23 protein-coding genes are annotated in these 24,207 nt (G+C 64.4%); 11 read left to right on the top strand and 12 right to left on the bottom strand.

Annotation, left to right across the window (positions count from 1 at the left end):
* Positions 1–163: 163 nt before the first annotated feature.
* The gene (locus ACLHZ1_RS15370; RefSeq protein WP_427262788.1) at positions 164–1,222 is read right to left on the bottom strand and encodes a porin; all 1,059 of its coding nucleotides are present in this window, start codon (positions 1,220–1,222) and stop codon (positions 164–166) included.
* Between the two features lie 248 nt (positions 1,223–1,470).
* Here ACLHZ1_RS15370 and glpX point away from each other — a divergent pair, with 248 nt between their 5' ends.
* Positions 1,471–2,481, top strand: a complete 1,011-nt coding sequence (gene glpX, locus ACLHZ1_RS15375) for a class II fructose-bisphosphatase (protein WP_427262789.1) — start codon at positions 1,471–1,473, stop codon at positions 2,479–2,481.
* 234 nt (positions 2,482–2,715) lie between these two features.
* Positions 2,716–2,967 (top strand): YkgJ family cysteine cluster protein, encoded by a 252-nt coding sequence (locus ACLHZ1_RS15380; RefSeq protein WP_408796287.1) that lies wholly within the window; start codon positions 2,716–2,718, stop codon positions 2,965–2,967.
* Between the two features lie 88 nt (positions 2,968–3,055).
* Here ACLHZ1_RS15380 and ACLHZ1_RS15385 read toward each other — a convergent pair whose 3' ends face one another.
* From ACLHZ1_RS15385 to hemC, 4 genes are read right to left on the bottom strand one after another with little or no spacing between them, the layout of a single operon-like run.
* Entirely contained in the window at positions 3,056–4,219 is a 1,164-nt protein-coding gene (locus ACLHZ1_RS15385) for a heme biosynthesis HemY N-terminal domain-containing protein (protein WP_427262790.1), read from the bottom strand.
* Positions 4,220–4,229: 10 nt separating this feature from the next.
* Positions 4,230–5,333: a uroporphyrinogen-III C-methyltransferase gene (locus tag ACLHZ1_RS15390; RefSeq protein ID WP_427262791.1), complete on the bottom strand. Its 1,104-nt coding sequence runs from the start codon at positions 5,331–5,333 to the stop codon at positions 4,230–4,232.
* Positions 5,330–6,064, bottom strand: a complete 735-nt coding sequence (locus ACLHZ1_RS15395; RefSeq protein WP_427262792.1) for a uroporphyrinogen-III synthase — start codon at positions 6,062–6,064, stop codon at positions 5,330–5,332. Before ACLHZ1_RS15395 ends, ACLHZ1_RS15390 begins: the two co-directional genes overlap by 4 nt.
* Before the next feature lie 37 nt (positions 6,065–6,101).
* Entirely contained in the window at positions 6,102–7,031 is a 930-nt protein-coding gene (gene hemC, locus ACLHZ1_RS15400; RefSeq protein ID WP_427262793.1) for a hydroxymethylbilane synthase, read from the bottom strand.
* A gap of 323 nt (positions 7,032–7,354) precedes the next feature.
* Between hemC and ACLHZ1_RS15405 the strand changes: the two genes are divergently transcribed.
* A complete protein-coding gene (locus tag ACLHZ1_RS15405) occupies positions 7,355–9,874 on the top strand; it encodes a class I adenylate cyclase (protein ID WP_427262794.1) in 2,520 nt (839 codons plus the stop codon).
* A 66-nt stretch (positions 9,875–9,940) separates the two neighbouring features.
* Here the strand turns inward: ACLHZ1_RS15405 and ACLHZ1_RS15410 are convergent, their stop codons facing one another.
* Both ACLHZ1_RS15410 and cyaY read right to left on the bottom strand, forming a co-directional pair.
* Entirely contained in the window at positions 9,941–10,594 is a 654-nt protein-coding gene (locus ACLHZ1_RS15410) for an alpha/beta hydrolase (RefSeq protein ID WP_427262795.1), read from the bottom strand.
* On the bottom strand, positions 10,591–10,905 hold the full coding sequence (cyaY, locus tag ACLHZ1_RS15415; RefSeq protein WP_042000644.1) for an iron donor protein CyaY: 315 nt from the start codon (positions 10,903–10,905) through the stop codon (positions 10,591–10,593). The genes ACLHZ1_RS15410 and cyaY overlap by 4 nt, the downstream gene beginning before the upstream one ends.
* A 73-nt stretch (positions 10,906–10,978) precedes the next feature.
* Here cyaY and lptM point away from each other — a divergent pair, with 73 nt between their 5' ends.
* From lptM to ACLHZ1_RS15450, 7 genes are all read left to right on the top strand, one after another.
* The gene (gene lptM / locus ACLHZ1_RS15420) at positions 10,979–11,197 is read left to right on the top strand and encodes an LPS translocon maturation chaperone LptM (protein WP_408796269.1); all 219 of its coding nucleotides are present in this window, start codon (positions 10,979–10,981) and stop codon (positions 11,195–11,197) included.
* An 18-nt stretch (positions 11,198–11,215) separates the two neighbouring features.
* Positions 11,216–12,466 carry a diaminopimelate decarboxylase gene (gene lysA / locus ACLHZ1_RS15425; RefSeq protein ID WP_427262796.1) on the top strand — a complete coding sequence of 417 codons (1,251 nt, stop codon included), beginning with the start codon at positions 11,216–11,218 and terminating at the stop codon, positions 12,464–12,466.
* A gap of 252 nt (positions 12,467–12,718) precedes the next feature.
* Entirely contained in the window at positions 12,719–13,549 is an 831-nt protein-coding gene (gene dapF / locus ACLHZ1_RS15430; protein ID WP_427262797.1) for a diaminopimelate epimerase, read from the top strand.
* 175 nt (positions 13,550–13,724) lie between these two features.
* Positions 13,725–14,414 carry a DUF484 family protein gene (locus ACLHZ1_RS15435; protein WP_427262798.1) on the top strand — a complete coding sequence of 230 codons (690 nt, stop codon included), beginning with the start codon at positions 13,725–13,727 and terminating at the stop codon, positions 14,412–14,414.
* Positions 14,398–15,357, top strand: a complete 960-nt coding sequence (xerC, locus tag ACLHZ1_RS15440) for a tyrosine recombinase XerC (protein WP_427262799.1) — start codon at positions 14,398–14,400, stop codon at positions 15,355–15,357. The genes ACLHZ1_RS15435 and xerC overlap by 17 nt, the downstream gene beginning before the upstream one ends.
* A 2-nt stretch (positions 15,358–15,359) precedes the next feature.
* Complete coding sequence (locus ACLHZ1_RS15445) at positions 15,360–16,091, top strand: HAD-IA family hydrolase (RefSeq protein WP_427262800.1); 732 nt, start codon at positions 15,360–15,362, stop codon at positions 16,089–16,091.
* A gap of 61 nt (positions 16,092–16,152) precedes the next feature.
* On the top strand, positions 16,153–16,566 hold the full coding sequence (locus ACLHZ1_RS15450; protein WP_427262801.1) for a hypothetical protein: 414 nt from the start codon (positions 16,153–16,155) through the stop codon (positions 16,564–16,566).
* Positions 16,567–16,646: 80 nt separating this feature from the next.
* On the opposite strand, the gene ACLHZ1_RS15455 is transcribed toward ACLHZ1_RS15450, so the two are convergent.
* From ACLHZ1_RS15455 to ACLHZ1_RS15475, 5 genes are all read right to left on the bottom strand, one after another.
* A complete protein-coding gene (locus tag ACLHZ1_RS15455; protein ID WP_427262802.1) occupies positions 16,647–17,423 on the bottom strand; it encodes a gamma-glutamyl-gamma-aminobutyrate hydrolase family protein in 777 nt (258 codons plus the stop codon).
* 350 nt (positions 17,424–17,773) lie between these two features.
* Positions 17,774–18,580, bottom strand: a complete 807-nt coding sequence (gene yidA / locus ACLHZ1_RS15460; protein WP_408796253.1) for a sugar-phosphatase — start codon at positions 18,578–18,580, stop codon at positions 17,774–17,776.
* Positions 18,581–18,747: 167 nt separating this feature from the next.
* On the bottom strand, positions 18,748–20,415 hold the full coding sequence (locus ACLHZ1_RS15465; RefSeq protein WP_427262803.1) for a DUF342 domain-containing protein: 1,668 nt from the start codon (positions 20,413–20,415) through the stop codon (positions 18,748–18,750).
* Between the two features lie 238 nt (positions 20,416–20,653).
* The gene (locus tag ACLHZ1_RS15470; RefSeq protein ID WP_427262804.1) at positions 20,654–21,799 is read right to left on the bottom strand and encodes a molybdopterin-binding protein; all 1,146 of its coding nucleotides are present in this window, start codon (positions 21,797–21,799) and stop codon (positions 20,654–20,656) included.
* 16 nt (positions 21,800–21,815) lie between these two features.
* On the bottom strand, positions 21,816–23,045 hold the full coding sequence (locus ACLHZ1_RS15475; RefSeq protein ID WP_427262805.1) for an HD-GYP domain-containing protein: 1,230 nt from the start codon (positions 23,043–23,045) through the stop codon (positions 21,816–21,818).
* A gap of 142 nt (positions 23,046–23,187) precedes the next feature.
* Here ACLHZ1_RS15475 and metA point away from each other — a divergent pair, with 142 nt between their 5' ends.
* The gene (metA, locus tag ACLHZ1_RS15480) at positions 23,188–24,135 is read left to right on the top strand and encodes a homoserine O-succinyltransferase MetA (RefSeq protein ID WP_427262806.1); all 948 of its coding nucleotides are present in this window, start codon (positions 23,188–23,190) and stop codon (positions 24,133–24,135) included.
* The last annotated feature ends 72 nt before the right edge of the window (positions 24,136–24,207 follow it).

A 24,207-nucleotide genomic window follows, 5' to 3' on the forward strand; every position in this document is an offset into this window, starting at 1 on the left:
GCACCGTCATGACCGTTGAGATAGTGAAGAACGACCTGACGTTTGAAGTCGGTCGAGTATTTTTGCTTTCCCATAGAAACGAAGAACCCCTACTCGTTGGGTGTCCAACTTTCGGGGTTCACTTCACGATGGGCGGTCTTGTCGTTTCTGGGCCGGGTCTGACTTAGAAGTCGTAGCGGGCGGCCAGTTGGAAGTCGTCCTTGTTGGCGACGGCCTGGTCCGACTGGCTGTCCAGGTTGTTGATGCGGTACTCGCCGATCACCCGGAAGTTGCTGTTGAACTTGTACTGGGCGCCCAGGGTGTAGTAGTCGATGGAGTCGACGTCATCCTTGCCCTTCTGCTCGATCTCCTGCTTGTTCCACAGGGCCATCAGGCCGATGCCGTTGCTAAAGTTGTAACCCAGGGCGGCTTCCCAACCCGTGTGGTCCTTGTCGGTCCCCAGGAAGTCGCTGCCGTCGGCATAACTCAGGGCGGCGTAGACGGCCTTGTCGTCATACTTGGCGGAGATGAGCCACAGCTTGGCGTCCTTCTCGCCATCCTCCTGGCGCAGGCCGACGTTGTAGGCGGTACCGAGGGAGAGGTTGAACGGGAAGGTGTAGGCGACGGCGGCGCCGTAGGCCGGATCGCTGTCCTTGCTGCCCTCGTCTTCGGTGTCGCCACCATCGAACTTGTAGCTGGTATCGATCTGGAAGCCGTTGAACAGGCCCGAGTATTTCAGCACGGAACCGGCGCGGTTGGTGGCGAAGGTGTCGGTCTTGGCGCCCAGCGCCTCGTTGCCGTAGCCATCGGAGAGGGAGACATCGGTCCAGTCAGCCAGGAAGCCCGGGGCCCCTTTCTGGCGGCCGAAGGTGACATTGCCCCAGTCGGCGCCCACCCCGGCGAAGGCCAGGCGGGTACGCATGTTGTCCGAGTTGTCACTGATGGTCTTCTCGCTGTCGTTGACGTACAGCTGCAGCTCGTACTGGGCCAGCGCCTTGAGGTTGCTGTTGATCTGGCTGTCGACCTTGGCACCGAAGCGGACGAACTGGTTCGCACCCTGCTTGCCGCTGTAGTCGTTCTTGATGTCACCGTTGTCATCCAGCTCCTTCTTGTCACCGAAGAAGTGGCCGGCATAGATGCGGCCATAGAGGTCGAGCTTGGTGGTGTCATTCTTGAAAACTTCGACGGCCTGGGCCTGGAAGGCGGCGGTCATTGCCAGCGCTACTACTGTCAGCTTTTTCATCTTAATCCCTTGTGTTGCAAGCTTTTGCTGTAAAAGACGGGGCTATGCTAGGGAGGCTGGATGACGGCTGCGTGACTGAAAAATGAAGTCTAAATGGTGGTTGTGTGTCGGTTTGGTGACAGGGCGGAAGGGGGGATGTTGGCTGGCCGGGCGGTAAAAATACGGCAACCGCGCAGTTTTGCGCGCAAAGGTTTGCCCTTGTGGTAGAATGCCGCCCGTTTTTCGAGCTCCAATAGGTTGGATTAGCGATGAGACGTGAACTGGCAATCGAATTTTCCCGAGTGACGGAAGCGGCTGCACTGGCTGGCTACAAGTGGCTCGGACGTGGTGACAAGAATATCGCCGATGGTGCGGCCGTGGCGGCCATGCGTCATATCCTCAACCAGATCGATATCAATGGCGAGATAGTGATCGGCGAGGGTGAGATCGACGAGGCTCCCATGCTCTACATCGGGGAGCAGGTGGGCACGGGCCAGGGGGATGCGGTAGACATCGCTGTCGACCCGATCGAGGGAACCCGCATGACGGCCATGGGCCAGTCCAATGCCCTGGCCGTGCTGGCCGTCGGCGACAAGGGCTCCTTCCTCAAGGCCCCCGACATGTACATGGAAAAGCTGATCGTGGGTCCCAAGGCCAAGGGCGTGATCGACCTGAGCCTGGGATTGGAGCTGAACCTCAAGGCCGTGGCCAAGGCGCTCGGCAAGCCGCTCTCCCGCCTGACCGTCATCACCCTGGCCAAGCCGCGTCATGACAAGGCAATCAAGGAGATGCAGGGGCTGGGGGTGCGGGTGTTCGCCATTCCCGACGGTGACGTCGCCGCGTCCATCCTCACCTGTCTGCCGGACAGCGAAGTCGACATGCTCTATGGCATCGGTGGCGCACCGGAAGGGGTCATCTCGGCGGCGGTGATCCGCGCCCTGGACGGCGACATGCAGGCTCGCCTCATGCCTCGCCACCAGGTCAAGGGGGACGATGCCAATGCCCGTGCCCTGGGGGAGCAGGAGATAGCCCGTTGCATCGATCTGGGTATCGACGTCACCAGGGTGCTCAAGCTGGAAGACTTGGCCAAGAACGACAACGTCATCTTCTCGGCGACTGGCATCACCAAGGGCGACCTGCTGGAAGGCATCAGCAGCGATGGCGTCATGGCGACCACAGAGACCCTGTTGATCCGTGGCAAGTCCAGAACCATCCGCCGCATCAAGTCCATCCATTACCTGGATCGCAAGGACGAGGTCATTCGCGACATCATCCTCTGATCCCGCTGATTGACGCGCGCGTGAGACAAGCCCGGCCCTGTGCCGGGCTTGTTGTTTTCAGGGGGAGTGAGTGCTGGCGTCATTCAGGCTCCGGCGCGCGAGGCCGGGCCGTGAGCGACCTCAACGGTGAGCGGTTGCGCGATAACTTGCCTGATGACGGGGGCAGCCGAGATAGTGGTAAGCCGTTGCCGGGCGCTGGGGTAGACTGGGCTTCCCCCTTGGATGGACGTCGTCATGGAATGTCGCTCCGGCTGCGCAGCCTGCTGCATCGCCCCCAGTATCAGCAGTGCCATCCCCGGCATGCCCCAGGGCAAGCCCGCCGGCGTGCCCTGTGTTCAACTCGACGAGCGGCTGGGTTGCCGCCTGTTTGGCCTGCCGGAGCGACCGGCCGTGTGCGGCGGCTTTCGCCCCATGGTGGACGTGTGCGGCAGCCACAGAGGGGAGGCCATCTGGCTGCTCGGTGAATGGGAGCGACTAACCTCCTGAGGACGCCATTGTCCTGGCCCACACCGGCGCCATATGAAAAGAGGCCGCAATCGCGGCCTCTTTTCGTGTCGGTCGTGTCGGCTGGGGACTAGATGCCGGCGAGTTGCAGTGCCTGGCGATAGTACTCGTTGGCCTTGTTGGTGAGGCGGCGCTTGTCCATCAGCTGGCCCATGGCGTGGCAGAGGGCGGCGCTCGGCGCCTTGGCGAGCTCCTGCTCCAGCAGCTGCTGAGCCTCGTCCAGCTGGCCGGCCAGCAGGCAGACTTGGGCGAGGGCCGCCTGGGCGCCGGGTTTGTCCTGCATCTTGCCAAGCAGGGTCAGCAGCGGCTGATAATCATCCAGGCGCAGCCGGGGCAGCTCGGCCAGCAGCTCGGGATGAGCCTCTTTGCGCAGGGCGTCGAGCCAGAGCCGGGCGGCGGCCTGGTCCCCTTGCAGGGTCTGCAGCTGGCGGCCATAGCCGAGCAGCAGCTCGGGATCCTGACGCAGCTTCTTGGGCATGGCCTGCCAGATGGCGGCCAGCTTGTCGGCGTCGCCCGCGCCTTGCTGCAGGCGGCCGATCCAGGCCTGATGGGTCAGCGCCTCCTCCTCCTTGGGGGTGAGCCTGCCGACCTTGTGCAGTATGGGGATCAGCTCCAGCAGGGCCGGCCAGTCCTGGCGGGCGAGCTGCACCTGGCGCAACTGATCCAGCACCATGGGATGGCGGGGATTGAGGGCCCGCAGGGATTCCAGGGTGGCGAGGGCGCTCTCGTACTGGCCCTGCTCTATCTGCAGCTGGGTCTGGGTCAGGGTCAGAGCCAGCTCGGCCTTGGGATGCTCCTCCTGGGCCTGTTGCAGGTAGTGATCCCGGCGACGCTCATCCCCCCTGGCCTGGGCCGCCTTGGCGGCGGAGAGGTAGTTGAGCAGGGGGGTCTCGCTGTTGCGGGCCCCCTTCACCATCAGCTTCTCCGCCTGGCCATACTGGCCCTCGGCGAAGGCCAGGGTCGCGGCCACCGTCTGCTGGTTGGCCTTGCGGCGTCGACGGGAGCCATACCAGCCGAGGGTTCTGCGGCGCAGCCCGAATACCCGCGCCAGCAGCCACTCCACGGCCAACAGCAGGCCGTAAAATAGGATGGCGAGGATGACGGCGCTGGTCACGGAGGATTCCACCGTGTAGTTGCCAAGGGAGATCATCACATAACCCTTGTTGCCCGATGCCTCGGGGCCGAAGGCCAGGCCCGCCACCATGACGGCAACCAGAATAATCAAACGGATCATGGGACTCTCCTCAGTTACCGGTCGCGATGCGTTGCAGGCGCTCGGTCAAGACCTGCTCGAGCAGGGCCTGGGAGCTGAACTTGTCCGGGTAGTCGAACTGGATCTGCTCGCCCTTGAGCTTGTCGAGCTCGCCCAGCAGGTAGCGGGTCGCGCTGTTGTCGGTGTCGAAGTACTGGCCGAGCCAGCGCTGCGCCTTGTCGATGCTGTCTTCGTAGAGTCCCTGCTGTTCGCGGTAGACGGCGAGCTGGGCCTGCAGCAGCTTGGTCTTGAGGTTCTCGCGCAGGTAGATCTCCTGCTGGGGCGAGATGAGCGCCTCGACCGCGCCATCCCGGCGGCGAATGGTGATGAAGTTCTCGGTGAACCTGACCCAGTTCTTCTTCAGGTTGCTCTCCCACTCGTCCGGATTGCTGCTGACGGCCTGGCTCTGCTGCTCCTGGGCGGCGGGCATGGTGACGTTGGAGAGGGGCAGGAGTTCTATCTGATCTTCGAGGGCGGCCAGCTTGAGGGTCAGCCCCTCGCGGTCGATGCGCGGCATCGCCTTGAGCCGGGTGATGTCCTCGGCCAGGGATTTGCGAATGGGCATCAGGCTGGGATCGTTGAGGGCCTTGATGCGCTCGTCGGCGTTGCCGAGCAGGGTGATGGCGGAGACGAGATCGTGTTCCAGCCAGAGCTTGCGGCCCGCCATGCGCACCAGATACTCGGATTCGGCCAGCATCCAGTCATTGGGACGCTTGTCGTTGAGGTCCAGCACCCGGTTCTGCAAGCCTTTGAACTCCTCTTGCAGGGCCTGCTGCACCTTGCCCAGTTCACCGAGCCGGGCACGCTCTTCGCTGCCGCTGTTGGCGAGGCGATCGCTGACCTGGGTCAGTTGCTGCTTGAGTTGCCCCAGCTCGGCCTGTTGCGCCAGGGCGCCCTGATGACCGTGATAGTAGAGACCCCCGGTCAGCCCCAGGGCGATCAGGATGGCAAGCCCCCCCATGAGCACGCCGGCGCGGCCCTTGCTCTGGGCCGGTTGCTGTGGCTGAGCGGCGGCCTGGCTGGCAGCGTGAGTGGCCAGGGTGGCGGCCTCCTGGCCTGACGCGTCGCTCGTTTGCACGTCTTGTTGTTCTGTCATCGCATCTTCCTCTGTTCCAGGGCGGCCAGCAGGGCCGGATTGGCTGCCCCCTGGGCAATCGTGATATGGAGAAAACCCAACCCTTCGGCCATCTCGGCCACCCGGGCACTGGGGACCACCAACTGGCAGCCGTGCAGCCAGGGGTGTCGAGCATCCGGTACCAGCGTCTGTAGACGCTGCAACAACTCCCCGCTGGTGACGAGCAGGCTGTCGACCCCGGCCTGTTGCCACTCCTGGGTCAGCGCCGCGCCATCCTGCTCGGGGTAGTGGCGTTCATAGGTGCAACAATAGTGCACCAGAGCCCCCCTCGAGGCCAGCGTTTGGGCGATGAGATCCCGGCCGCCGTTGCCGCGCAAGATGAGCACGTTTTTGCCCGCCACCCCTTGCAGGGCGGGCAGGGCCAGCAGGCCTTCGCTGCGGGGATCGGACGGGCAGAGGGCCCTGATGCCGCGTTCGGCGAAGGCCGCCGCACTGGCATCCCCCACCGCAAGGTAGTCAATATTTGGCCAGGTCTGACCAGTTTGCAACAGAAAATGATCAGCAAAAAGCACGGCATGGACGCTGACGGCGATGACGATATCCGCCTGGGCCAGCAGGGCGGGCAGCCGTTCGAGTTCGTTGCCCGGGCCCAGGGTGAGCAGGGTGCAGGGGTGGGGGTCGTGGCCATGGCGGCGCAGCAAGCGTGCCAGCTCCGCGCCTTGCCCGGCGGGGCGAACCACCAGGGGCTTCACCGGGAGATCCCCCTCTCGCAGAGGCCGCCCGGCGTCGTCATGCCTGATAGACCTCGGCCAGTATCTGGTCGGCACCGGCGGCGAGCAGGCGTTCGGCCAGCTGCTGGCCCAGGGCCTCTCCCTGGGCGAGGGGGCCGCGGATCTCGTCACGCAGCACCCGGCTGCCGTCCGGGCTGCCCACCAGGCCACGCAGCCAGACCTCGTCCCCCTGCACCAGGGCGTAGGCACCGATCGGTACCTGACATCCCCCTTGCAGGGCGCGGTTCATGGCGCGCTCGGTCAGCACCCGGGCCCGGGTCTCGGCGTGTTCCAGCGGCGCCAGCAGGGCGTGCAGCTCGTGGTCGTCGTCGCGACACTCGATGCCGACCGCCCCCTGACCATTGGCGGGCAGGCTCTGCTCGGGCTCGATGAAGGCGCGGATCCGCTCCGCCATCTCCAGGCGCAGCAGGCCGGCCGCCGCCAGTATGATGGCGTCATAGTCGCCGGCATCGAGCTTGGCGAGGCGGGTGTTGACGTTGCCACGCAGGTCGCGCACCACCAGGTCCGGCCGGGCGGCGCGCAGCTGGCACTGACGGCGCAGGCTGGAGGTGCCGACCACGGCGCCCTGGGGCAGGTCGGCCACGTTGGCGAAGCGGTTGGAGACGAAGGCATCGCGGGGGTCTTCCCGCTCGCAGATGGTTCTCAGTCCCAATCCTGCCGGAAATTCAACCGGCACGTCTTTCATGGAGTGAACGGCGATATCTGCCCGGCCTTCCAGCATGGCGGTTTCCAACTCTTTGACGAACAGCCCTTTTCCGCCGACTTTGGCCAGAGGGGTATCCAAAATCTTGTCACCCTGGGTGCTCATGGGCAGCAGCTCGACGACGAGCTGTGGGTGCAGGGCCTCGAGCCGCTCTTTGACGAAGTTGGCCTGCCACAGGGCCAGTGGGCTCTTGCGTGTGGCGATTCTCAGGGTACGGGCTGCCATATCAATCAGTTGTTTCATATTTAGAAGGGAAATGATCTTACCACCCTTTGCAGGGGCTTTCATGGCGTGGGCCGCAAAAGCGGGATTCTGGCAAAAAATGAAGGGAAAAAGGGGTTTTCTCTCGGTCCACGCTGAATGTTAACTGAATGATTTAAAAGTATTTATTTATTTTCTGCTGATACTGTTAAACTGACGGTCACAAATAATCCAGCTATTCGCTGTGGGCTTGTTTACCACCGCAGTTAGCATTGTTAACATGATCACACTTTCTTGACGTTTCACCGTTTTGGTGCGTCAATTGCAACCCCCATATAGGCAGGTCATTGCTGGCACAACTCGATGTGCTCGTGTCGCGTTATGACGAGATCAATCGTCTCAAGACGCAGCGGGCGCTAGGTCTAATGAGTCGCTACGGGCAGCAGGTGTTTCACCTGCTGCCCGTCATGCTGCACTTCAATCATCCCCTCCTGCCCGGTTATGTGGCGGGGGATGTGCCCCATGGGATCTGGAGTTTCAAGGCCGATGGCGTGCAGCAAGCCTTCATCGAAGACCTGTGCCAGAACGCCAACTGCCAGGGGGGGCTGGCGACCACGGATCGGGCTATCCAGGGGCTCTACTCCATGGGCAGCACCTCCTCCATCGGTCAGTGCTGCCACTCGGATCTCGACATCTGGGTCTGCCATGTGGCCGGCCTCTCGCCGGATCGGCTGGCCCTGCTGGATCAGAAGTGCCAGCAACTCTCCAAGTGGGCCGAACAGCGGGGGGTGGATCTCAACTTCTTCCTCATCCCCGAAGACAAGTTCCGCCAGCACAACGATGCCCAGATGCAGGGAGAGAGCTGCGGCAGTGCCCAGCACCTCTTGCTGCTCGACGAGTTCTACCGCAGCGCCATGCACATCGCGGGCAAGCGGCTGCTCTGGTACCTGGTGCCCCGTGAATACGATGAACGTTACGACGAGTATGTGACCGGCCTGTTTGCGAGCGGTCAGCTCAGTCAGGATGACTGGCTCGATCTGGGCAGCTTCAACCGCATTCCGGCCGAGGAGTATTTCGGTTCGGCGCTCTGGCAGCTCTACAAGGGCATCGACTCCCCCTACAAGGCGGTGCTCAAATCGGTGCTGATGGAGGCTTACTCCCACGAGTACCCCAACACCCGGCTGCTCTCCTTCATCAGCCGCGACTGGTTCCAGCAAAACGAGGGCATGAGCTTTCGTCAGGACAACTATTGCCTGATGCTGGACAAGGTGACCAACTACCTCAAGTCCATCGGTGACATGGCGCGACTGGACCTGGTGCGCCGCTGCTTCTACCTCAAGGTGTGTGACGGCCTGAGTCATCCCAACCAGGAGGGGTCGCCCCAGTGGCGGCGGGAGCAGCTGGCGCAGCTGGTGGACTACTGGGGCTGGAGCCCGGCGCGGCTCCATCATCTGGATCATCGCCAGGAGTGGAAGGTGGAGCAGGTCAAGGTGGCCTATGCCGAGCTGCTCGAGGCCCTGATGCAGAGCTATCGCAACCTGATCCAGTTCGCCCGGCGCAACAACATCAGCGAGTCCATCAACCCGGAAGACATCGGCATACTGTCGCGCAAGCTCTATGCCGCGTTCGAGAGCCTGCCGGGCAAGGTGCAGCGCATCAACCTCAAGATAGCGCCGGATCTGAGCGAGCCGGATCTCAGCCTGGTGCAGGTGCCTCATGGGCGGCTCAATCGTGCCGGCTGGTACCTCTACAAGCAGTCCCTGGAGCCGGCGGACATCATAGGGCGGGCGCCGCTCGAGCATAACAGCTACATCAGCAAGCTGGTGGCCTGGGCCTATTTCAACGATCTGCTCACGCCCCAGTCCCGGGTGCACCTGTTCAACCAGGGCTCGGATCTGCATATCGACAACCTGCATCAGTTCTGTCGCGATCTGGCCGGCTGCTTCCCGATCAAGTATCCCCGCGCCACCAACCTCGCCCTGAGCCGCCCCTGCGAGATCCGCCAGCTCTCCATCTACCTCAACCTGGAGGTGGATCCCACCAGTCACTGGGTCGGACAGGTGATCGAGTTCGATGCCAACAGCGCGGACGTCTTCTCGTTTGGTCGCAACCTGGAGTGTCTGGTGGGGTCGGTGGATCTGGTCTATCGCAACTCCTGGAGCGAGATCCGCACCCTGCATTTTCGCGGTGACGAGGCCGTGGTCGATGCCCTCACCACCATACTCGGCAAGATGCACCAGGATGCGGCGGCCCCCGAGACCATCGCCGTGTTCTGTTACAGCCAGCACTTCCGCTCCCTGGTGCGCTCCCGCTTCCAGCAGCTGGTGGCCGAGTGCATCGAGCTGCGTCTGGCCCGGGACAAGCAGCAGCTGGTCAAGACGCTGGTCCTCGGCAAGGAGAAGTACGGCATCTTCTTCGAGCGGCGCGGGGTCTCGGTCAAGAAGCTGGAGAATGCCATCGACTTCTACCGGCACATCTCCCACAACAAGCTGGATCACCTGCCGCTGCGCCTCGACAAGACCCACAGCCAGCACCTGCCCGGCATCGTCGATGCCTACGCCAGCGAAGGCCTGGTGCAGTTCTTCTTCGATACCCGCAATGCGGGCACCAACATCTATATCCTGGACGAAGCGAACCGGGTGGAGATCTACCAGCACTTCGCCGGCAACAAGGATGAGCTGGTGGCCGGGGTCAACCGCTTCTACACCTCGAGCCACGAGCGGTTCGGTGACGATGGTCAGCCCGTCAACTTCAACCTGCCCCAGTACTACGAGATAGTGGAGAAGGGGGAAGCGCTGGAGGTGATCCCCTATCGCAGCCAGGGGCTGGGGCGCGAGCCCCAGAGCCCGGCGCGGGAAGTGGGCTGAACCAGCCACCATGATATGAAGAGGGCCTGCAATGCAGGCCCTCTCGCTGTTGCGAACGTCGCCGGGTCAGGGCAGGAGGCGCGCCAGCAGCCAGGCGCGGATATCCGCCAGCTGGGGCCGGCAGATCTCGTGGCGCATCGGGTATTCGTGCCACGCGAGGGCCAGGCCCGCCGCCTCCAGCCGCTGCTTGGCATCCCACCCCATGGAGAGGGGCACCACGTCGTCATAGATGCCGTGCATGTAGCAGATGGGCAGGGCGCGGGCGGCCTCGCTCATCTCCTCGACCAGCCTATCCGGCGCCGCCAGGTAGGTGGACATGCAGAGCAGGCCCGCCAGGGTGGCCGGATAACTCAGGGCGGTGAAGGAGGCGATCACGCCCCCCTGGGAGAAGCCGGCCAGGACGATGTTGCCCGGGGCAAAGCCTTCGGCCACCAGTTGACTCAGCAGGGCGGCGATACGAGTCGCGGACTCGCGGACATGGGCTTCCACGGCGCGATCCGCCGGGTCGTCGAAGCTTCTGATGTCGTACCAGCCGCGCATCTTGCAGCCCATGTTGATGGTGATGGGGCGCTCGGGGGCATCGGGCAGCAGGTGGCGGATGGGCAGGTCGGCGGGCAAGGCCAGCGCCTCCACCAGGGGGGCCAGCCCGGCGCCGGAGTCCCCCAGGCCATGGAGCCAGATCACGGCATGGCGGGCGCCAGCGGGATGGATGTCAATCATGGAAAGCGCACGTCCTCGCCGGACTGCTGGGTGCAGGCGCGCGCGAGCAGGGCCTTGAGCTCGTGGCCGAAGCGGTTGTCTATCCAGGTGTCCCCTTGCAGCTCGAAGTGGAAGCCGTTCTCCCGGGTGGCGACCCAGATCTGGTGCAGGGGCTCTTGCTTGTTGAGGATGACCTTGGTCTTGTTCTCGAACACCAGGGTCAGCACGCCGCCCGCCCGCTCACAATCGATATCCGGGTAGTTCGCGTCTATGCGGTCTTCCACAGACTGGAAAAAGGTGTCTACCAGGGCGTGATACTCGTGATCCTTCATCGGTTTATCCTGTTGCTTTTAACAATGTGAGTGCGATTATAGAGGGCCAAAAAATTTTTCGCAGCGAACCATTATGATTACTCAACTCGTCCGGTGCCTGTCTGCCGCGCTTCTCTCTCTCGCCCTGGTCGCCTGTGGCCTGAAAGGTCCTCTCTATATGCCGCCTGCCGAGCAGCCGCAGGAGCAAGAGGCCCAGCCAGCCCAGGCGCCGACCGACTCGTCGGATGGCCAGCAGAGCGCACCCCAGACCCCGGCCGAGTCGACCCCAGAGGCTGCGCCGCACTCGTCATAATTTGGAAGGAACCGCCCCTTGGATCACTTTAACTACAATGCCGCCGGTCAGCTGCAGGCCGAACAGACCTCGCTGCAGCAACTGGCCGAGCAGCACGGCACCCCGCTCTACGTCTACTCCCGCGCCACCCTGGAGCGCCACTGGCATGCCTTCGATCAGGCGGCGGGGGACATACCCCACCTGGTCTGCTACGCGGTCAAGGCCAACTCCAACATCGCCATCCTGAACCTGCTGGCCCGCCTGGGCTCCGGTTTTGACATCGTCTCCGGCGGCGAGCTGTCGCGGGTGCTGGCGGCGGGCGGGGATCCGGCCAAGGTGGTCTTCTCCGGCGTGGCCAAGAGTGAGGCCGAGATGCGCCTCGCGCTGGAGAAAGAGATCCTCTGCTTCAATCTGGAGTCCGAAGCCGAGCTGGAGCGTCTCAACCGGGTCGCCGCCAGCATGGGCAAGGTGGCCCCCATCTCGGTGCGGGTCAACCCGGACATCGATGCCGGCACCCACCCCTACATCTCAACCGGACTCAAACAGAACAAGTTTGGCATCCCCATCGAGCAGGCACCCGCCATCTATCGCAAGGCGGCCGCCATGGCCAACATCGCCATCAAGGGGGTGGATTGCCATATCGGTTCTCAACTGACTGAATTGAATCCCTTTATGGAGGCGGCGGACAAGCTGCTGCGGCTGATCGACGAGCTGGCCGGTGAAGGCATCCATATCCATCACCTGGACGTGGGCGGCGGCCTCGGGGTCAACTATGGCGCCGAGCAGCCGCCGCACCCGACCGAATACGCCGAGGCGCTCAAGGCCAAGCTGGCGGGCCGCGACCTGACCCTGCTGTTCGAGCCGGGGCGTGCCATCGTCGCCAACGCCGGCGTGCTGCTGACCCGGGTCGAGTACCTCAAGCCGGGCGAGACCCGCAACTTCGCGTTGATCGACGCCGGCATGAACGACCTGCTGCGCCCGTCTCTCTATGGCGCCTGGATGAACATCATAGAGGTGGACAGCCAGGCCGCTCACGCGCCGGCCCTCTACGACGTGGTGGGCCCGGTGTGCGAGACCGGCGACTTCCTCGGCAAGGAGCGCACCCTGGCCATTGCCGAGGGATCCTTGCTGGCGGTGCGTTCCGCCGGTGCCTATGGCTTTACCATGTCATCGAACTACAACACCCGTCCCCGCGCCGCCGAGGTGCTGGTGGACGGTGACCAGGCGTTCCTCATCCGCGAGCGTGAGCCGCTGGCCTCGCTCTGGCAGGGCGAACACCTGCTGCCGTGATCCGGGCAGGGGAGCGCGGGAGGGCGAGGGCTGCTCCGGCGCGTCCCTGTATTGAACGCGGGATATTGATTTTTCCAGGATGCATGGGGCCTCGGATAACGACTTCATGGTGGTGAGCGACCTTTATTGCGGCCTGAACAGCGCAGGGAAAAAAGATGTTGATTGATTTTTCCAGGATGCATGGGGCCTCGGATAACGACTTCATGGTGATGTACGACCTTTATTGCGGCCTGAACAGCGCAGGGAAAAAAGATGTTGATTGAATTTTCCAAGATGCATGGCCTGGGAAACGACTTCATGGTGGTGGATGGCGTCACCCAGAAGGTGTTCTTCAGCAACGACGTCATCAAGAAGCTGGCGGATCGCCACTTCGGGATAGGGTTCGACCAGCTGCTGCTGGTGGAGCCGCCCTATGATCCCGAGCTCGATTTTCACTACCGTATCTTCAATGCCGATGGCAGCGAGGTGGAGCAGTGCGGCAATGGCGCCCGTTGCTTCGCCCGCTTCGTGCGGCTCAAGGGGCTGATCAACCGGGACAGGATCTCGGTCAGCACGGCCCGTGGCCGCATTACCCTTCAGCTTGAGAACGAGGGGCAGGTCACGGTCAACATGGGGGTGCCCCAGTTCGAGCCGGGCAAGATCCCGTTTCGCGCCCAGAAGGCGGAGAAGACCTACCTGTTGCGGGCCCAGGAGCACACCGTCATGTGCGGCGCCGTCTCCATGGGCAATCCCCACTGCGTCATCGAGGTTCCCTCGGTGGATGATGCCCCGGTCGAGACTCTTGGCCCCATCATGGAGCGCCACGAGCGTTTCCCCGAGCGGGTCAACGTCGGCTTCATGGAGTTGGTGGATGCCACCCAGATCCGGCTGAGGGTGTTCGAGCGCGGGGTGGGGGAGACCCTGGCCTGCGGCACCGGGGCCTGCGCCGCCGCGGTGATCGGCATGAGCCAGGGCAAGCTCAAGGAGCGGGTGACCGTCTCCCTGCCCGGCGGCAAGCTGACCATCGCCTGGAAGGGGCCGGGTCAGCCGGTCTACATGACTGGCCCTGCCGAGCATGTGTTCGACGGCCAGATAGAGCTGTGAGGATCGGCGGCCCGGGCCGCCGTTCTTCTGCCCGGTGCGGGAGCCTATGCCCCCATCTGCAAACGCGACTGTATTTGACGCCCCGATAGGGTTCTAATAGGGGGCCTGGACCACAGGGTCCCCTGTGTCGGCACATCTGGCGCCCACAGGACCATCAAGACGGGATTGAACAAGCATGAGTGAAGCGAAACGGCAGGAGCATGAGGTCGATGAGGCCGAGGTGCTGGCATACCTAGCCCGTTACCCCGAATTTTTTCAACGACACGCGAGCCTGCTGGATCGGGTGCGCATCCCCCATGAGCGCAGGGGCAGCGTCTCCCTGGTGGAGCGCCAGCTCGAGCGCCAGCGCGACCGCATCGAGCGGCTGGAGCTGGAGATCACCGAGCTGATGAGCCTGGCCAGCGAGAACGAGCGGATCTTTCGCGTCTACACGGATCTCTATGGCGACATCCATGGCTGCCAGACCCTGGGCGAGCTGGTGAACGCCATGCGGCAGGCCTTCGTCGAGCGGCTGCGCCTGTCCGGGCTGCGGCTCTGGCTCAATCCCAGGCAGTGTCAGCCGGGGGAGGAAGGAGCGCGTTTCCTCGCGACGGGCAAGGGGATGGAGCAGCTGATGGGCCAGCGTCTGCCCGGCCAGGGCTTCTACTTCGGCCGCCTCAATCAGAGCGAACAGCAGCTGCTGTTCGGTCAGGGGGTACTGGTGGGCTCGGTGGCGCTGATGCGCCTGGGCGATCTGGGCCTGCTGGCCTTCGCCAGCCCGGATCCCGGTCACTTCACCCCCCACAACGACCCTCTGCTGCTCGGCCAGCTCGGCCGCCTGTTGCAGCTGCGGTTGCCGGCCTTGATCCGTGACGGCCAGCGCTGACGGGCTCGCCGGCCTGCCCCCCGCGTTGGCGCAGGATCTCGGCGATTTCATCGAATACCTGAGGGTGGAGCGCCAGCTGAGCGCCCACACCCGCAACCACTATCTGGCTCACCTCATCGCCATGACGGGCCAGCTGGTGACGCTGGGGCTGAGCCAGTGGTCCGGGCTCGAGGCGAGCCAGGTGCGCAGCCTGATGAGCCGGATGCACAAGGGGGGGCTGGCGCCCCGCTCGCTCGCCACCAAGCTCTCTGCCCTGCGCAGCTTCTGTGACTGGCAGGTGCGCCAGGGGCGACTGGCGGCGAACCCGGCGCGGGGCATCAGCACCCCCAAGCAGGGGCGTCCCCTGCCCAAGAACCTGGACGTGGACGAGATGTATCAGCTGCTCAACATCACCGACGAGCAGGATCCGCTGGCGGTGCGGGATCGCGCCATCATGGAGCTGATGTACTCCTCCGGCCTGCGGCTGGCGGAGCTGGTGGGGCTGGATCTGACCGATCTGCGCCTGGACGATCGCCAGCTGCGGGTGGTGGGCAAGGGCTCGCGGGAGCGGGTGCTGCCCATAGGGCGCATGGCGCTGGAGTGGCTGCACAAGTGGTTGGCCCTGCGCCCGGCCCTGGCCCCGGCCGAGGAGCCTGCCCTCTTCGTCTCCAGGCAGAGGCGGCGCCTCTCGGCCCGCTCGGTGCAGATGCGCCTCGATGGCTGGGGCGGCAAGCAGGCCCTCAACGCCCATGTGCATCCCCACAAGCTCAGGCACAGCTTCGCGACCCATATGCTGGAGTCGTCGGGGGATCTGCGGGCGGTGCAGGAGCTGCTCGGCCACGCCAACCTCTCCACCACCCAGATCTACACCCACCTCGACTTTCAGCACCTTGCCAAGGTCTATGATGGCGCCCACCCCAGGGCCAGGCGCCATGGCGTCGGCAAGGATGACGAACAGGAGTGAGCATGGTTTTTTTCCGCCGCTGGCAGCCGGTCAAGGCGATTTCCTTCGATCTCGATGACACCCTCTATGACAACGGTCCCAACATAGCGCGCGCCGAGGCCTGGATGCTGGCTCATCTGCGCAGCGAATACCTGGCGGGGGCCATGCTGGATGCCGAGCGCTGGCACGCCTGCAAGCGCCAGGTGCTGCTGGAGGATCCCGCCCTGCATCACGATGTCAGCCTGGCTCGCAGGATCAGCCTGGGGCGGGCACTGCGGGAAGGCGGCATGGACGCCGCCTCGGCCGAGCGTGCCGCCGCCGAGGTGTTTGCCGGCTTTCTGGCCGAGCGATCCGCCGTAGCGGTGCCCGCCAGCACCCATCGCCTGTTGGCGGCCCTGGCCCGGCGTTACCCCCTGGTGGCCATCACCAATGGCAACCTGGATCTGGCCCGGGCCGGGCTAGATGGCTACTTTCGCACCGTTTACCAGGCCGGCGCCGGCACCCTGATGAAGCCCGCCCCCGACATGTTCGTGGCGGCGGCCCGGGATCTCGGGCTGGCTCCCGCCGAAATATTGCACGTGGGAGACCATGAGCGCAGCGACGTGCTGGGGGCTCGCCGGCAGGGCTATCGCGTCGCCTGGCTCAATGAAGGCCAGGGTGACTGGCGCCGCCTCAGCCAGCTGCCGGATCTCATGTTGAGCAGGCTCGAAGAGCTGGACCCCCTGCTGCTTGGCCATGAGTGGGCGCCATCATGAGGCCGCAGATGCGCCGCGGCGGTGCCGCCACCCTGCTGCCCCGGCTGGACAGGAGGGGGAGATGCCGCGGCTGAGTCGTTACTGTCTGTTGGGATGCCTGGGTCTGCTGGCAGGCTGCGATCTGCTGACCGACCACTATAGGGTCGAATTCGGGGATGGATCCTGGCGCGAAATAGCCATCCCCCCCTTCTCCGATGAGGCTCGCTGGCGCGAGGGCTGCGCCACGGGGGAGATACTGACCGACCTCGTCCTGCCCCTCAAGCGCGGCAAGGAGGAGGAGGGCAGGCGGCCCCTGCTCATCGGCGGAGAGCGGTTCGAGCTCGACGACAACAACCTCTATCGCAGCAATGGCATGGTCTTTGGCCACTCCCCCGACCATATCCAGCGGGGGCTCAAGGGGCTGGATGCCTGCCGCGGCCTGCGACCGGTGCGCGGCGGCCTGCCCAAGCTCAAGGCCAGGGGCTTTGGCGAGTGAGGCCAGGGCCCTGAGGCAACAGGCAGACAGTCAAAGAGGGGCCCGCGGGCCCCTCTTTGGCTCTTGCCTCCTGGCGCCGGTCAGCGGCGGGCGGCTTGCCGTCGGCAGGCCTCGCCGAAGGCGGTGAAGATCTTGACCGAGTGAGGGTTTTCGCTGGCGTGCCACTCCGGGTGCCACTGCACCGCCAGGGTGAACTGGGGCAGGCTGGGGGCATGGATCGCCTCGATCACCCCGTCCTCGGCATGGGCCAGGGGGGCGAGCCCCTTGCCCAGGCGCCTGATGGCCTGACCATGGAGCGAGTTGACCGGGATGCGGCGGCTGCCCATCAGGTCGGCAAACCAGCTCCCCTCCACCAGCTCGACCATGTGGCTCTCGCCATACTGCAGCTCGGGCGGATCATCGGGATCCTCGCGATGATCATCGAAGCCGGGTTCGCTGTAGACCTTCTGATGTATGTCCCCTCCCAGGGCGACGTTGATCTCCTGCATGCCGCGACAGATACCGAGGATGGGCACGCCCTTGTCGATGGCGGCCCGCACCAGGGCGATGTCGAACAGATCCCGCTCCCTGTCCTGGGCCTTGTCCGGGGTCAGATTCTGCTGGCCATAGAGGGCGGGATCTATGTTGGATCCGGCGCCGCTCAGATAGACGCCATCGGCCAGGGAGAGATAGTGCTCGAGAGCCTCGGTGCCGCAGCAGGTGGGCACCAGCAGCGGGGTGCAGTCGCTGATCTCCACCAGGGGTTTGATGTACTTGTGGGTCATCACCTGATAGTCATGGCCGTTGCGGGCCTGGCTGCCCATGGTCATCAGAACCAGGGGCTTGCGGGTTGGGGCGGATGGGGTATGTGCAGACATAGATCACCTTGGCATTCCTTTGCGGTCCCGAGGGACCCTTGCGCCTTGGGCTCGCCCTGACCGATATCAGGGCCTGCCTCAAGGCAAGTTTAGGAGATCCCGGGCTCGCATCGGCTGATGTCAGGAGAAGGCGCGCAGCGGCGAGAGCCTGGATCCTGATTTCAGTCTGCCAAGGCCGTTAAATATGTCAAACAAAATGAGTGGTTTATGTTAATCAACATGGGGCGGATATGGCGTCATCGCCCGTTTGATGGGAAGAGTGGGGGCTAGTTCGGAGCTGTGGCTGGCTTGATGGGTGGATATATTAAACATCCGGCAGGTATCCTGCCGGATGGGGCTGGCCGTTGGGATCAGGCCAGCACGAAGGTTTCGATGACCCGGGCGACCCCGTCCTCATCGTTGCGGCTGGTGATGTGCTGGGCCAGGGCCTTGAGGGGGTCGGTGGCGTTGCCCATGGCGACGCCGAGGCCGGCGTATTCGATCATGTGGCTGTCGTTGCCCGCATCCCCTACGGCGATCACCTGGCTGGCATCCAGGCCCAGGTGCTCGGCCAGGGCGGCGACTCCACTCCCCTTGTGGCTCTGCTTGTTCATGATCTCGAGGAAGTAGGGGGCGCTCTGCACCACTGTGTAGTCCTGATAGAGCTGCGCCGGCAGGGCGGCGATGGCCCGGCTCAGCAGGGCGGGCTCGTCGATCATCATCACCTTGAGGATCGCCTCGTCCGGGGGCAGGGTGGCGAAGTCGACCAGGTTGACCGGCATGCCGGTCAGGCGGGACTCGTGCTCGGTGTAGTGGCTCAGGCGGGGGCTGATGAGGCCCTGGCGCACCGAGAAGCCGTGGACATTGACCCCATGCTGCTCGGCCAGACGCGCCACCAGGCTGGCATCGGCCCCGGTCAGCAGCTGGCTGCGGATCCGGGCGCCGTCGGCGACCCGTTGCACCATGGCGCCGTTGTAGCTGATCACATAATCTTCCGGCCCCGTCATCCCCAGCTCTTCCAGGTAGCGGGTCATGCCCTCCAGGGGACGACCGGAGGCCAGCACCACGGTCACGCCCCTGGCGCGGGCGGCGGTGATGGCAGCATGGGTGCGAGGGGAGATGGTGCCCTGGGGGGTGAGCAGAGTGCCATCCATATCCAATGCGATCAGTTTGTACATCGACTGTTACCTGCTTTGTGTGGCGTGCAAGGCTGGCAGTGTACCCAAGTTCGGGTCAGGGATCACGGCATGGCTGACCCGGCCCTCGAGGGATTGAGTGATGACTGGCCGTACGTCCTCCGGGGTGGCAAGACGCTCCGATCCTGCCTGAAGGGGCGTGGTATGACTTATTTGCGTCCTTCCAGAGGCTGCAACACTATCTGTTCCTGCTTGAAGGCGATACGAATGGGGCCATGGTCGATGTCGACCCGGTAGCTGCTGTTGGCCAGCTCCACCTCGACACCGGCATAGAGGCGCTGGGTGGCGGTGATCGCCATCTCGCCGAGCAGCTGCTGCAGGGCCTGCTGGGCCTCGTCCAGCTTGGCATCCAGCCCCTTGCTCTGGCCCAGGTATTGCTGGCGCAGGGTCTTGATCTTGTCCAGGGTCTCGGGATTGCGCTTCTCCCGCGGCAGCTGCAGCAGCTTGAGCAGCAGATCCTGCACCTTGAGCAGCTGATCGCGGCAGGCTTGCTTGCGCTGTTTGAGCTCCTGCTCCTGCTGCTTGTGGCTGAAGTAGCCGCCAAGGATCTGCAGCCGGGTATGGTTGGCGGCACTGGCGCCTATGCTGGGGGCCTGGATCTGGCGATTGGCGATGCTGATGCCGCCGAGCAGGGTGCCCTTGCGCATGGCGCTGTCGCCGACCAGCAGATCCTGACCGCTGCGGGTGTGGCAGTGGGTGAGCTGGGTCTGGATATGGATATTGCCCCCCGCCTCCAGCCTGGCGTACTGGGCATAGGCGGCGTGGATCTCCCCCTGGGCGCTGAGTCGGCACAGGGGCTCGTCATCCTCCGTCTTGCGGCCGATGACCCCGTGGCGCACCGTGATGGCGCCGCCGGACTCGACGTCGGCCCCCTCCACGAAGCCACCGATCACCACGTCGCCACTGGCCCGGATCCGCATGCCGGCGAACACGTCGCCGCTGATGATGAGGGCCCCCTCGAACGTCACATGGCCGCTGCGGGCATCCACCTGCTTGAGGCTGAGCACATCATCGACCCGCATGCCCTGCTTCTCGAGGCAGGGGAGGCCGGGGCGGCTGGCGAGCAGCAGGTTGGGGTCGTCACTGGCTGTCTCGGTGCCGACCCCGGGTTCCATGGCCAGCTCCTTGCCCGGCTTGACCGGCAGGGTCTGGCCCGTGACCGTCAGGCCGGGTGAGCCCTGGGTCGCCGGGTGGCGGCGCATCAGCGGCTCCCCCGCCCGGACCGTCACCAGGGTACCGAGGTCGCGCAGATCCACCTTGCCGTTCTCCGTTTCCTGAGGCTTGAGGATGCGATCGGACGGGGTATCGACCAGGCGCTCGAAGCGGGTGTCCTGGCCGGCAATGGGGGCGATGCCGTAGGCGATGGCGGGCTGGATCAGGCTGCCGGGGGCTCCCTCCCGGGCGAGCCTGACGGCCTGCTCGAGCAGTATGCCCTGCACGCCGCTGTTCACTTCGCTCTCGCCGAGGGCCTGCTGCAAGGCGTCCAGGGTGAGCGGCTTGCCGCCCCAGTCGCAGGTGATCTGGGCCCGGGCCGTCATCTTGTCGCTGTCGATCAGTATCATCAGCCGGGCGTCCTGGCGCCTGGCGATGGGGACGGGATTGGGAGGGATGGGGGCGTCCGGCTTGGCCTGCAGGGCATTGAGCAGGCTGACCACCTGCTTGATCCCCTCGTGCAGGGGCTGATAGCGGCGACAGTTGGAGGCGAGCAGCAGGCTGAACACATCGGCTTCGCGCACCGGCTCGTCCAGCCCGGGCAGGATGCGCAGGCAGGCCAGCTCCATATCCGCCGACAACTGTAACCACTCTTTGCTTAACACTCAGGCTCCTGCTCAGTCCATCTGACTGGTTGCTCTATCAAATCCATGATACCTCCCTGTCGTTCCCCCGACACGGCGGTAAGGTGGGTCCAGTATCCTGATCATTCTTCTTGTCGGTCAATGATCTATGTCCAAATGGGTGATGACGGTTGAAGAAATCGCCATGGGGACAGGGTCAGGGAGGGGGGAGAGGGCATATGAGCCAGCGAGCCCATGCTGGCTCGCTGGCCGGGGCGACTCAGCCCAGGGGCTCGCTGCGGGTCAGGGTGAGGTAGTCGGCGATCACCGGTAGCCCCGTCAGGTGGCGGCGCAACATGTCCAGGGCGGCGAAGGCGAGGATGGCGCGGGCGCTCTCGGGATCCGGGTGGCTGACCCTCACCGTCTGGCCGACGCACTGGCCATCGATGCAGAGCCGAAGTGGCACCCCCTGGGGCCCCGCCATCCCTATGGTCAGGCTCGCCCCGCGCCCGTCCCCCAGGGGCTGGGCCGGCTCGTCGGCAGGCCGCTGGCTGAAGTGGGCCGTCAACCCGGAATGGGGATGGCAGAGGGCCAGCAAGGCGCCCCGGCTCTCCCCCTCGAACAGGGTCAGGGGCCTGTCCCCCAGCAGGGCGAGGATCTGCCGCGCCGGCTCCTCGTCTCCCTGACCAACCAGCCAGGGGGCTATCTGTGCGAGCAGGCGTGCCTGTGCCGCCTCCATGTCCTGGGGAGTGGCGCCCTGGCCGATCAGCTTGAGTTCGATGAGGGGCATGGCGGAGCGGTAGCCGAGGGTGATCCCGGCGGGCCAGGGGGCGCCATCGAGCCGATCGCTCAGGGCGGATTCCGAGATGCCGAAGCTGTAGAAGCGGCGCAGCGCCGTCTCTCCGGTGGCATGGTCTTCGCCCAGGCGGGGCAGGATCTGCTCCGTCACCATCTGCTTGAATTCAAACGGTACCCCAGGAGTGAAGGCGATGCGGCAGCTCCCCCGCCGCAGCAGGAAGCCGCAGGCGGTGCCGACCGGGTTGTCGAGGATCTCGCTGCCCGTGGGCAGCCAGGCCTGCTTGGCGTTGCTGGCGGGCATGGGGCGACCCCGGCTGGCGTAGCGGGCCGTTATGGTATCGAGCCAGCCGGGATGCAGGGTCAGGGGCGCGTCGAAGGCATCGGCCGCGGCCTGGGCGGTGAGATCGTCCGCCGTCGGGCCCAGGCCGCCGCACACCAGCACCAGGTCGGCGCGCTCGGCGCACTCGCGCAGCAGGGCGGTCAGCTCGGCGAGATCATCCCCCACCGTATGGCGGCGGCGTACCTGCCAGCCCTGATCCAGCAAGCGGGCGCTGAGCCAGGCGGCATTGGTATCGACCACCAGGCCGGTCACTATCTCGTCGCCTGTGCTGACGATTTCTATGTGCATGAAGACTCCTGCAGGGTCATTTGGTCTTGGGTTCGAAGTAGTAGCTGATGCGGGTGCGCGGATTCAGGTACTCGAATACGGCGGGGGGCAGGCGCCTGGGATGGATCACCTTGGCGATGGTGAGCCCGGCCCGATCCAGCGCGATGACGGCCGCCTCCTGGCGCGGGATGGCGGGATCGTAGACCAGCACGCTGGGGTGGAGCAGGCTGCTCCCCTTGACGGACATCACCAGGCCCAGCTGACCGCTGGAGAGCTGCACCACGCTGCCGGGGGGATAGATGCCGAGCAGGCGGATCAGCAGGGCCATGTTGTCCGGATTGAACTGGCCCTTGCGCTGCTTGTAGAGGCTGGAGAGGGCGGAGTAGGGCACCTTGCCGTGGCGGTGGCAGAGGTTGTCATATTCGTTGATGAGGGAGACCAGCTGGGTCATGGGATCGAGCTGCCCGGCCTTGAGTCCCTCCGGGCCGCTGCCGTCCAGGTATTCGTGATGGTGCAGCACTATGCCCTTGGCCTCGGCGGGGAAGGAGGCCGCCAGGTTGATGAGGTCCAGCCCGTAGCGGGGATGCTGGGCCAGCAGGTTCTGCTCCGGCCTGGTCAGGGGGGCGGGCTTGCGCAGGATCTGGCTCGGGATCTTCAGCTTGCCGATGTCGTGAAACAGGGCCCCCATGCCGACCAGGCGGATCTGCTCCGCGTTCATCTCGCACTCCTTGGCCAGCATCATGCTCAGCACGCTGACGTTGAGGGAGTGATAGTAGAGGGGATCTCCCTCCTCGCCGTCCCCCATCAGGTGCAGCACCAGTTCGTCCGCCGCCAGCAGCTGGCTGGCGATGGCATCGATCAGCTCCTTGGCGTCGTCGATGGCGTTGAGGGGGCGGGCCTGCACCTTGCTCATCAGGCTGCGTACCTGGCTCAAGGAGTGCTGAAACTGTTTCTCGCACTGTTGCAGGTCCCGGCGGTACTGCTGCAACCGGGCGATACGCTGCTCCTTGTCCTGTTCCATCTCCCTCTGCTGAGCCGGATCGGGCGCGGCCTCTCGGCTTGGCGAATCGGGGGGCAGGGGCGGGCAGTCGCTCTTCTCCGGGATGATGGTGACTCTGCCCAGCCCCAGATGGCGGATCAGGGCTATCTCTTCTTCGTTCTTGATCTTGAAGCTGGAAAACAGGAAGGGGTGAGCGCGCCAGCCCAGGGGCAGGGAGACATAGTTGCCGACTCGCAGCCTGTCTACTGAAATGGTGATACCGGCCATGGGGGTCGCAGTGAGGGACACGTGAGCCGTATGCTAGTCAATGGCGAGAGTGAATACAAAGGTATCGGATGACAGCCCGGACGCTTTATTATAGGCTTCTAGATGTCCAGACATTTTTACTGATGCAGTACAGGGAGTCAGCATGCCCATCAAGATCCCGGATCAGTTACCCGCCGCCGAAGTGCTGGGGCAGGAGAACATCTTCGTCATGACGGAATCCCGGGCCGTCACCCAGAACATACGCCCGCTGCGGGTGCTCATCCTCAATCTGATGCCCAAGAAGATAGAGACCGAGATCCAGCTGATGCGGATGCTCTCCAATTCGCCGCTGCAGGTGGATGTGGATCTGCTGCGCATCGACGATCGGGAATCCAAGAACACCCCCCAGGCCCATCTCGAGAACTTCTATCACGACTTCGAACAGGTGCGGGGCAACAACTACGACGGCATGATCATCACGGGGGCGCCCCTGGGCCGGGTGGAGTTCGAGGAGGTGGTCTACTGGGACAGGGTGGTCGAGATCATCGAATGGTCCCACGAGCACGTCACCTCCACCCTGTTCCTGTGCTGGGCGGTGCAGGCGGCGCTCAAGGCGCTGTATGGCATGGACAAGCAGACCCATGGCGAGAAGCTGTCCGGCATCTATCGCCACCACAGGCTCGATGAACACGAGCCCTTGCTGCGCGGCTTCGATGACGAGTTCGTGGCTCCCCACTCCCGCTATGCGGCCTTCGACGGCGACCTTATCCGCGCCCACACCGATCTGCAGATCTTCGCCGAGTCCGAGGAGGCCGGGGTCTATCTCGCCGCCACCAAGGATTGCCGCCAGGTGTTTGTCACCGGTCACCCCGAATACGATGTGCTGACCCTGGATGGGGAATACAGGCGGGATCTCGAGGCCGGGCTCGCCCCCGCCATTCCGGTCAACTACTATCCGGGCAATGACCCAGACCAGCCGCCACGGGCCAGCTGGCGCAGCCATGGCCATCTGCTGTTCGCCAACTGGCTCAACTACTACGTCTACCAGCTCACCAGCTACCGGCTGGAGGACATCGGCAAGGTGTTTACCTACGAGAAACCCAGGGACTGAGCCCGGCCATAGGGGGATCCCCTGCGAAAAAGCCGCCAGAGAGGCGGCTTCTTCGTTTTGCAGGGCGGCGGA

This window comes from Aeromonas sobria (assembly GCF_050266975.1).
Lineage (GTDB): Bacteria > Pseudomonadota > Gammaproteobacteria > Enterobacterales > Aeromonadaceae > Aeromonas > Aeromonas sobria_B.

Bases quoted from the DNA above. Each gene is read 5' to 3' on its own strand.
- ACLHZ1_RS15370 (WP_427262788.1), bottom strand. From the start codon at position 1,222: ATGAAAAAGCTGACAGTAGTAGCGCTGGCAATGACCGCCGCCTTCCAG.
- ACLHZ1_RS15475 (WP_427262805.1), bottom strand. From the start codon at position 23,045: ATGGCCGGTATCACCATTTCAGTAGACAGGCTGCGAGTCGGCAACTAT.
- cyaY (WP_042000644.1), bottom strand. From the start codon at position 10,905: ATGAAGGATCACGAGTATCACGCCCTGGTAGACACCTTTTTCCAGTCT.
- ACLHZ1_RS15410 (WP_427262795.1), bottom strand. From the start codon at position 10,594: ATGATTGACATCCATCCCGCTGGCGCCCGCCATGCCGTGATCTGGCTC.
- ACLHZ1_RS15380 (WP_408796287.1), top strand. From the start codon at position 2,716: ATGGAATGTCGCTCCGGCTGCGCAGCCTGCTGCATCGCCCCCAGTATC.
- ACLHZ1_RS15470 (WP_427262804.1), bottom strand. From the start codon at position 21,799: ATGCACATAGAAATCGTCAGCACAGGCGACGAGATAGTGACCGGCCTG.
- ACLHZ1_RS15435 (WP_427262798.1), top strand. From the start codon at position 13,725: ATGAGTGAAGCGAAACGGCAGGAGCATGAGGTCGATGAGGCCGAGGTG.
- dapF (WP_427262797.1), top strand. From the start codon at position 12,719: ATGTTGATTGAATTTTCCAAGATGCATGGCCTGGGAAACGACTTCATG.
- glpX (WP_427262789.1), top strand. From the start codon at position 1,471: ATGAGACGTGAACTGGCAATCGAATTTTCCCGAGTGACGGAAGCGGCT.
- lptM (WP_408796269.1), top strand. From the start codon at position 10,979: ATGATTACTCAACTCGTCCGGTGCCTGTCTGCCGCGCTTCTCTCTCTC.
- ACLHZ1_RS15390 (WP_427262791.1), bottom strand. From the start codon at position 5,333: ATGACAGAACAACAAGACGTGCAAACGAGCGACGCGTCAGGCCAGGAG.
- metA (WP_427262806.1), top strand. From the start codon at position 23,188: ATGCCCATCAAGATCCCGGATCAGTTACCCGCCGCCGAAGTGCTGGGG.
- hemC (WP_427262793.1), bottom strand. From the start codon at position 7,031: ATGGCAGCCCGTACCCTGAGAATCGCCACACGCAAGAGCCCACTGGCC.
- yidA (WP_408796253.1), bottom strand. From the start codon at position 18,580: ATGTACAAACTGATCGCATTGGATATGGATGGCACTCTGCTCACCCCC.
- ACLHZ1_RS15445 (WP_427262800.1), top strand. From the start codon at position 15,360: ATGGTTTTTTTCCGCCGCTGGCAGCCGGTCAAGGCGATTTCCTTCGAT.
- ACLHZ1_RS15455 (WP_427262802.1), bottom strand. From the start codon at position 17,423: ATGTCTGCACATACCCCATCCGCCCCAACCCGCAAGCCCCTGGTTCTG.
- ACLHZ1_RS15450 (WP_427262801.1), top strand. From the start codon at position 16,153: ATGCCGCGGCTGAGTCGTTACTGTCTGTTGGGATGCCTGGGTCTGCTG.
- ACLHZ1_RS15385 (WP_427262790.1), bottom strand. From the start codon at position 4,219: ATGATCCGTTTGATTATTCTGGTTGCCGTCATGGTGGCGGGCCTGGCC.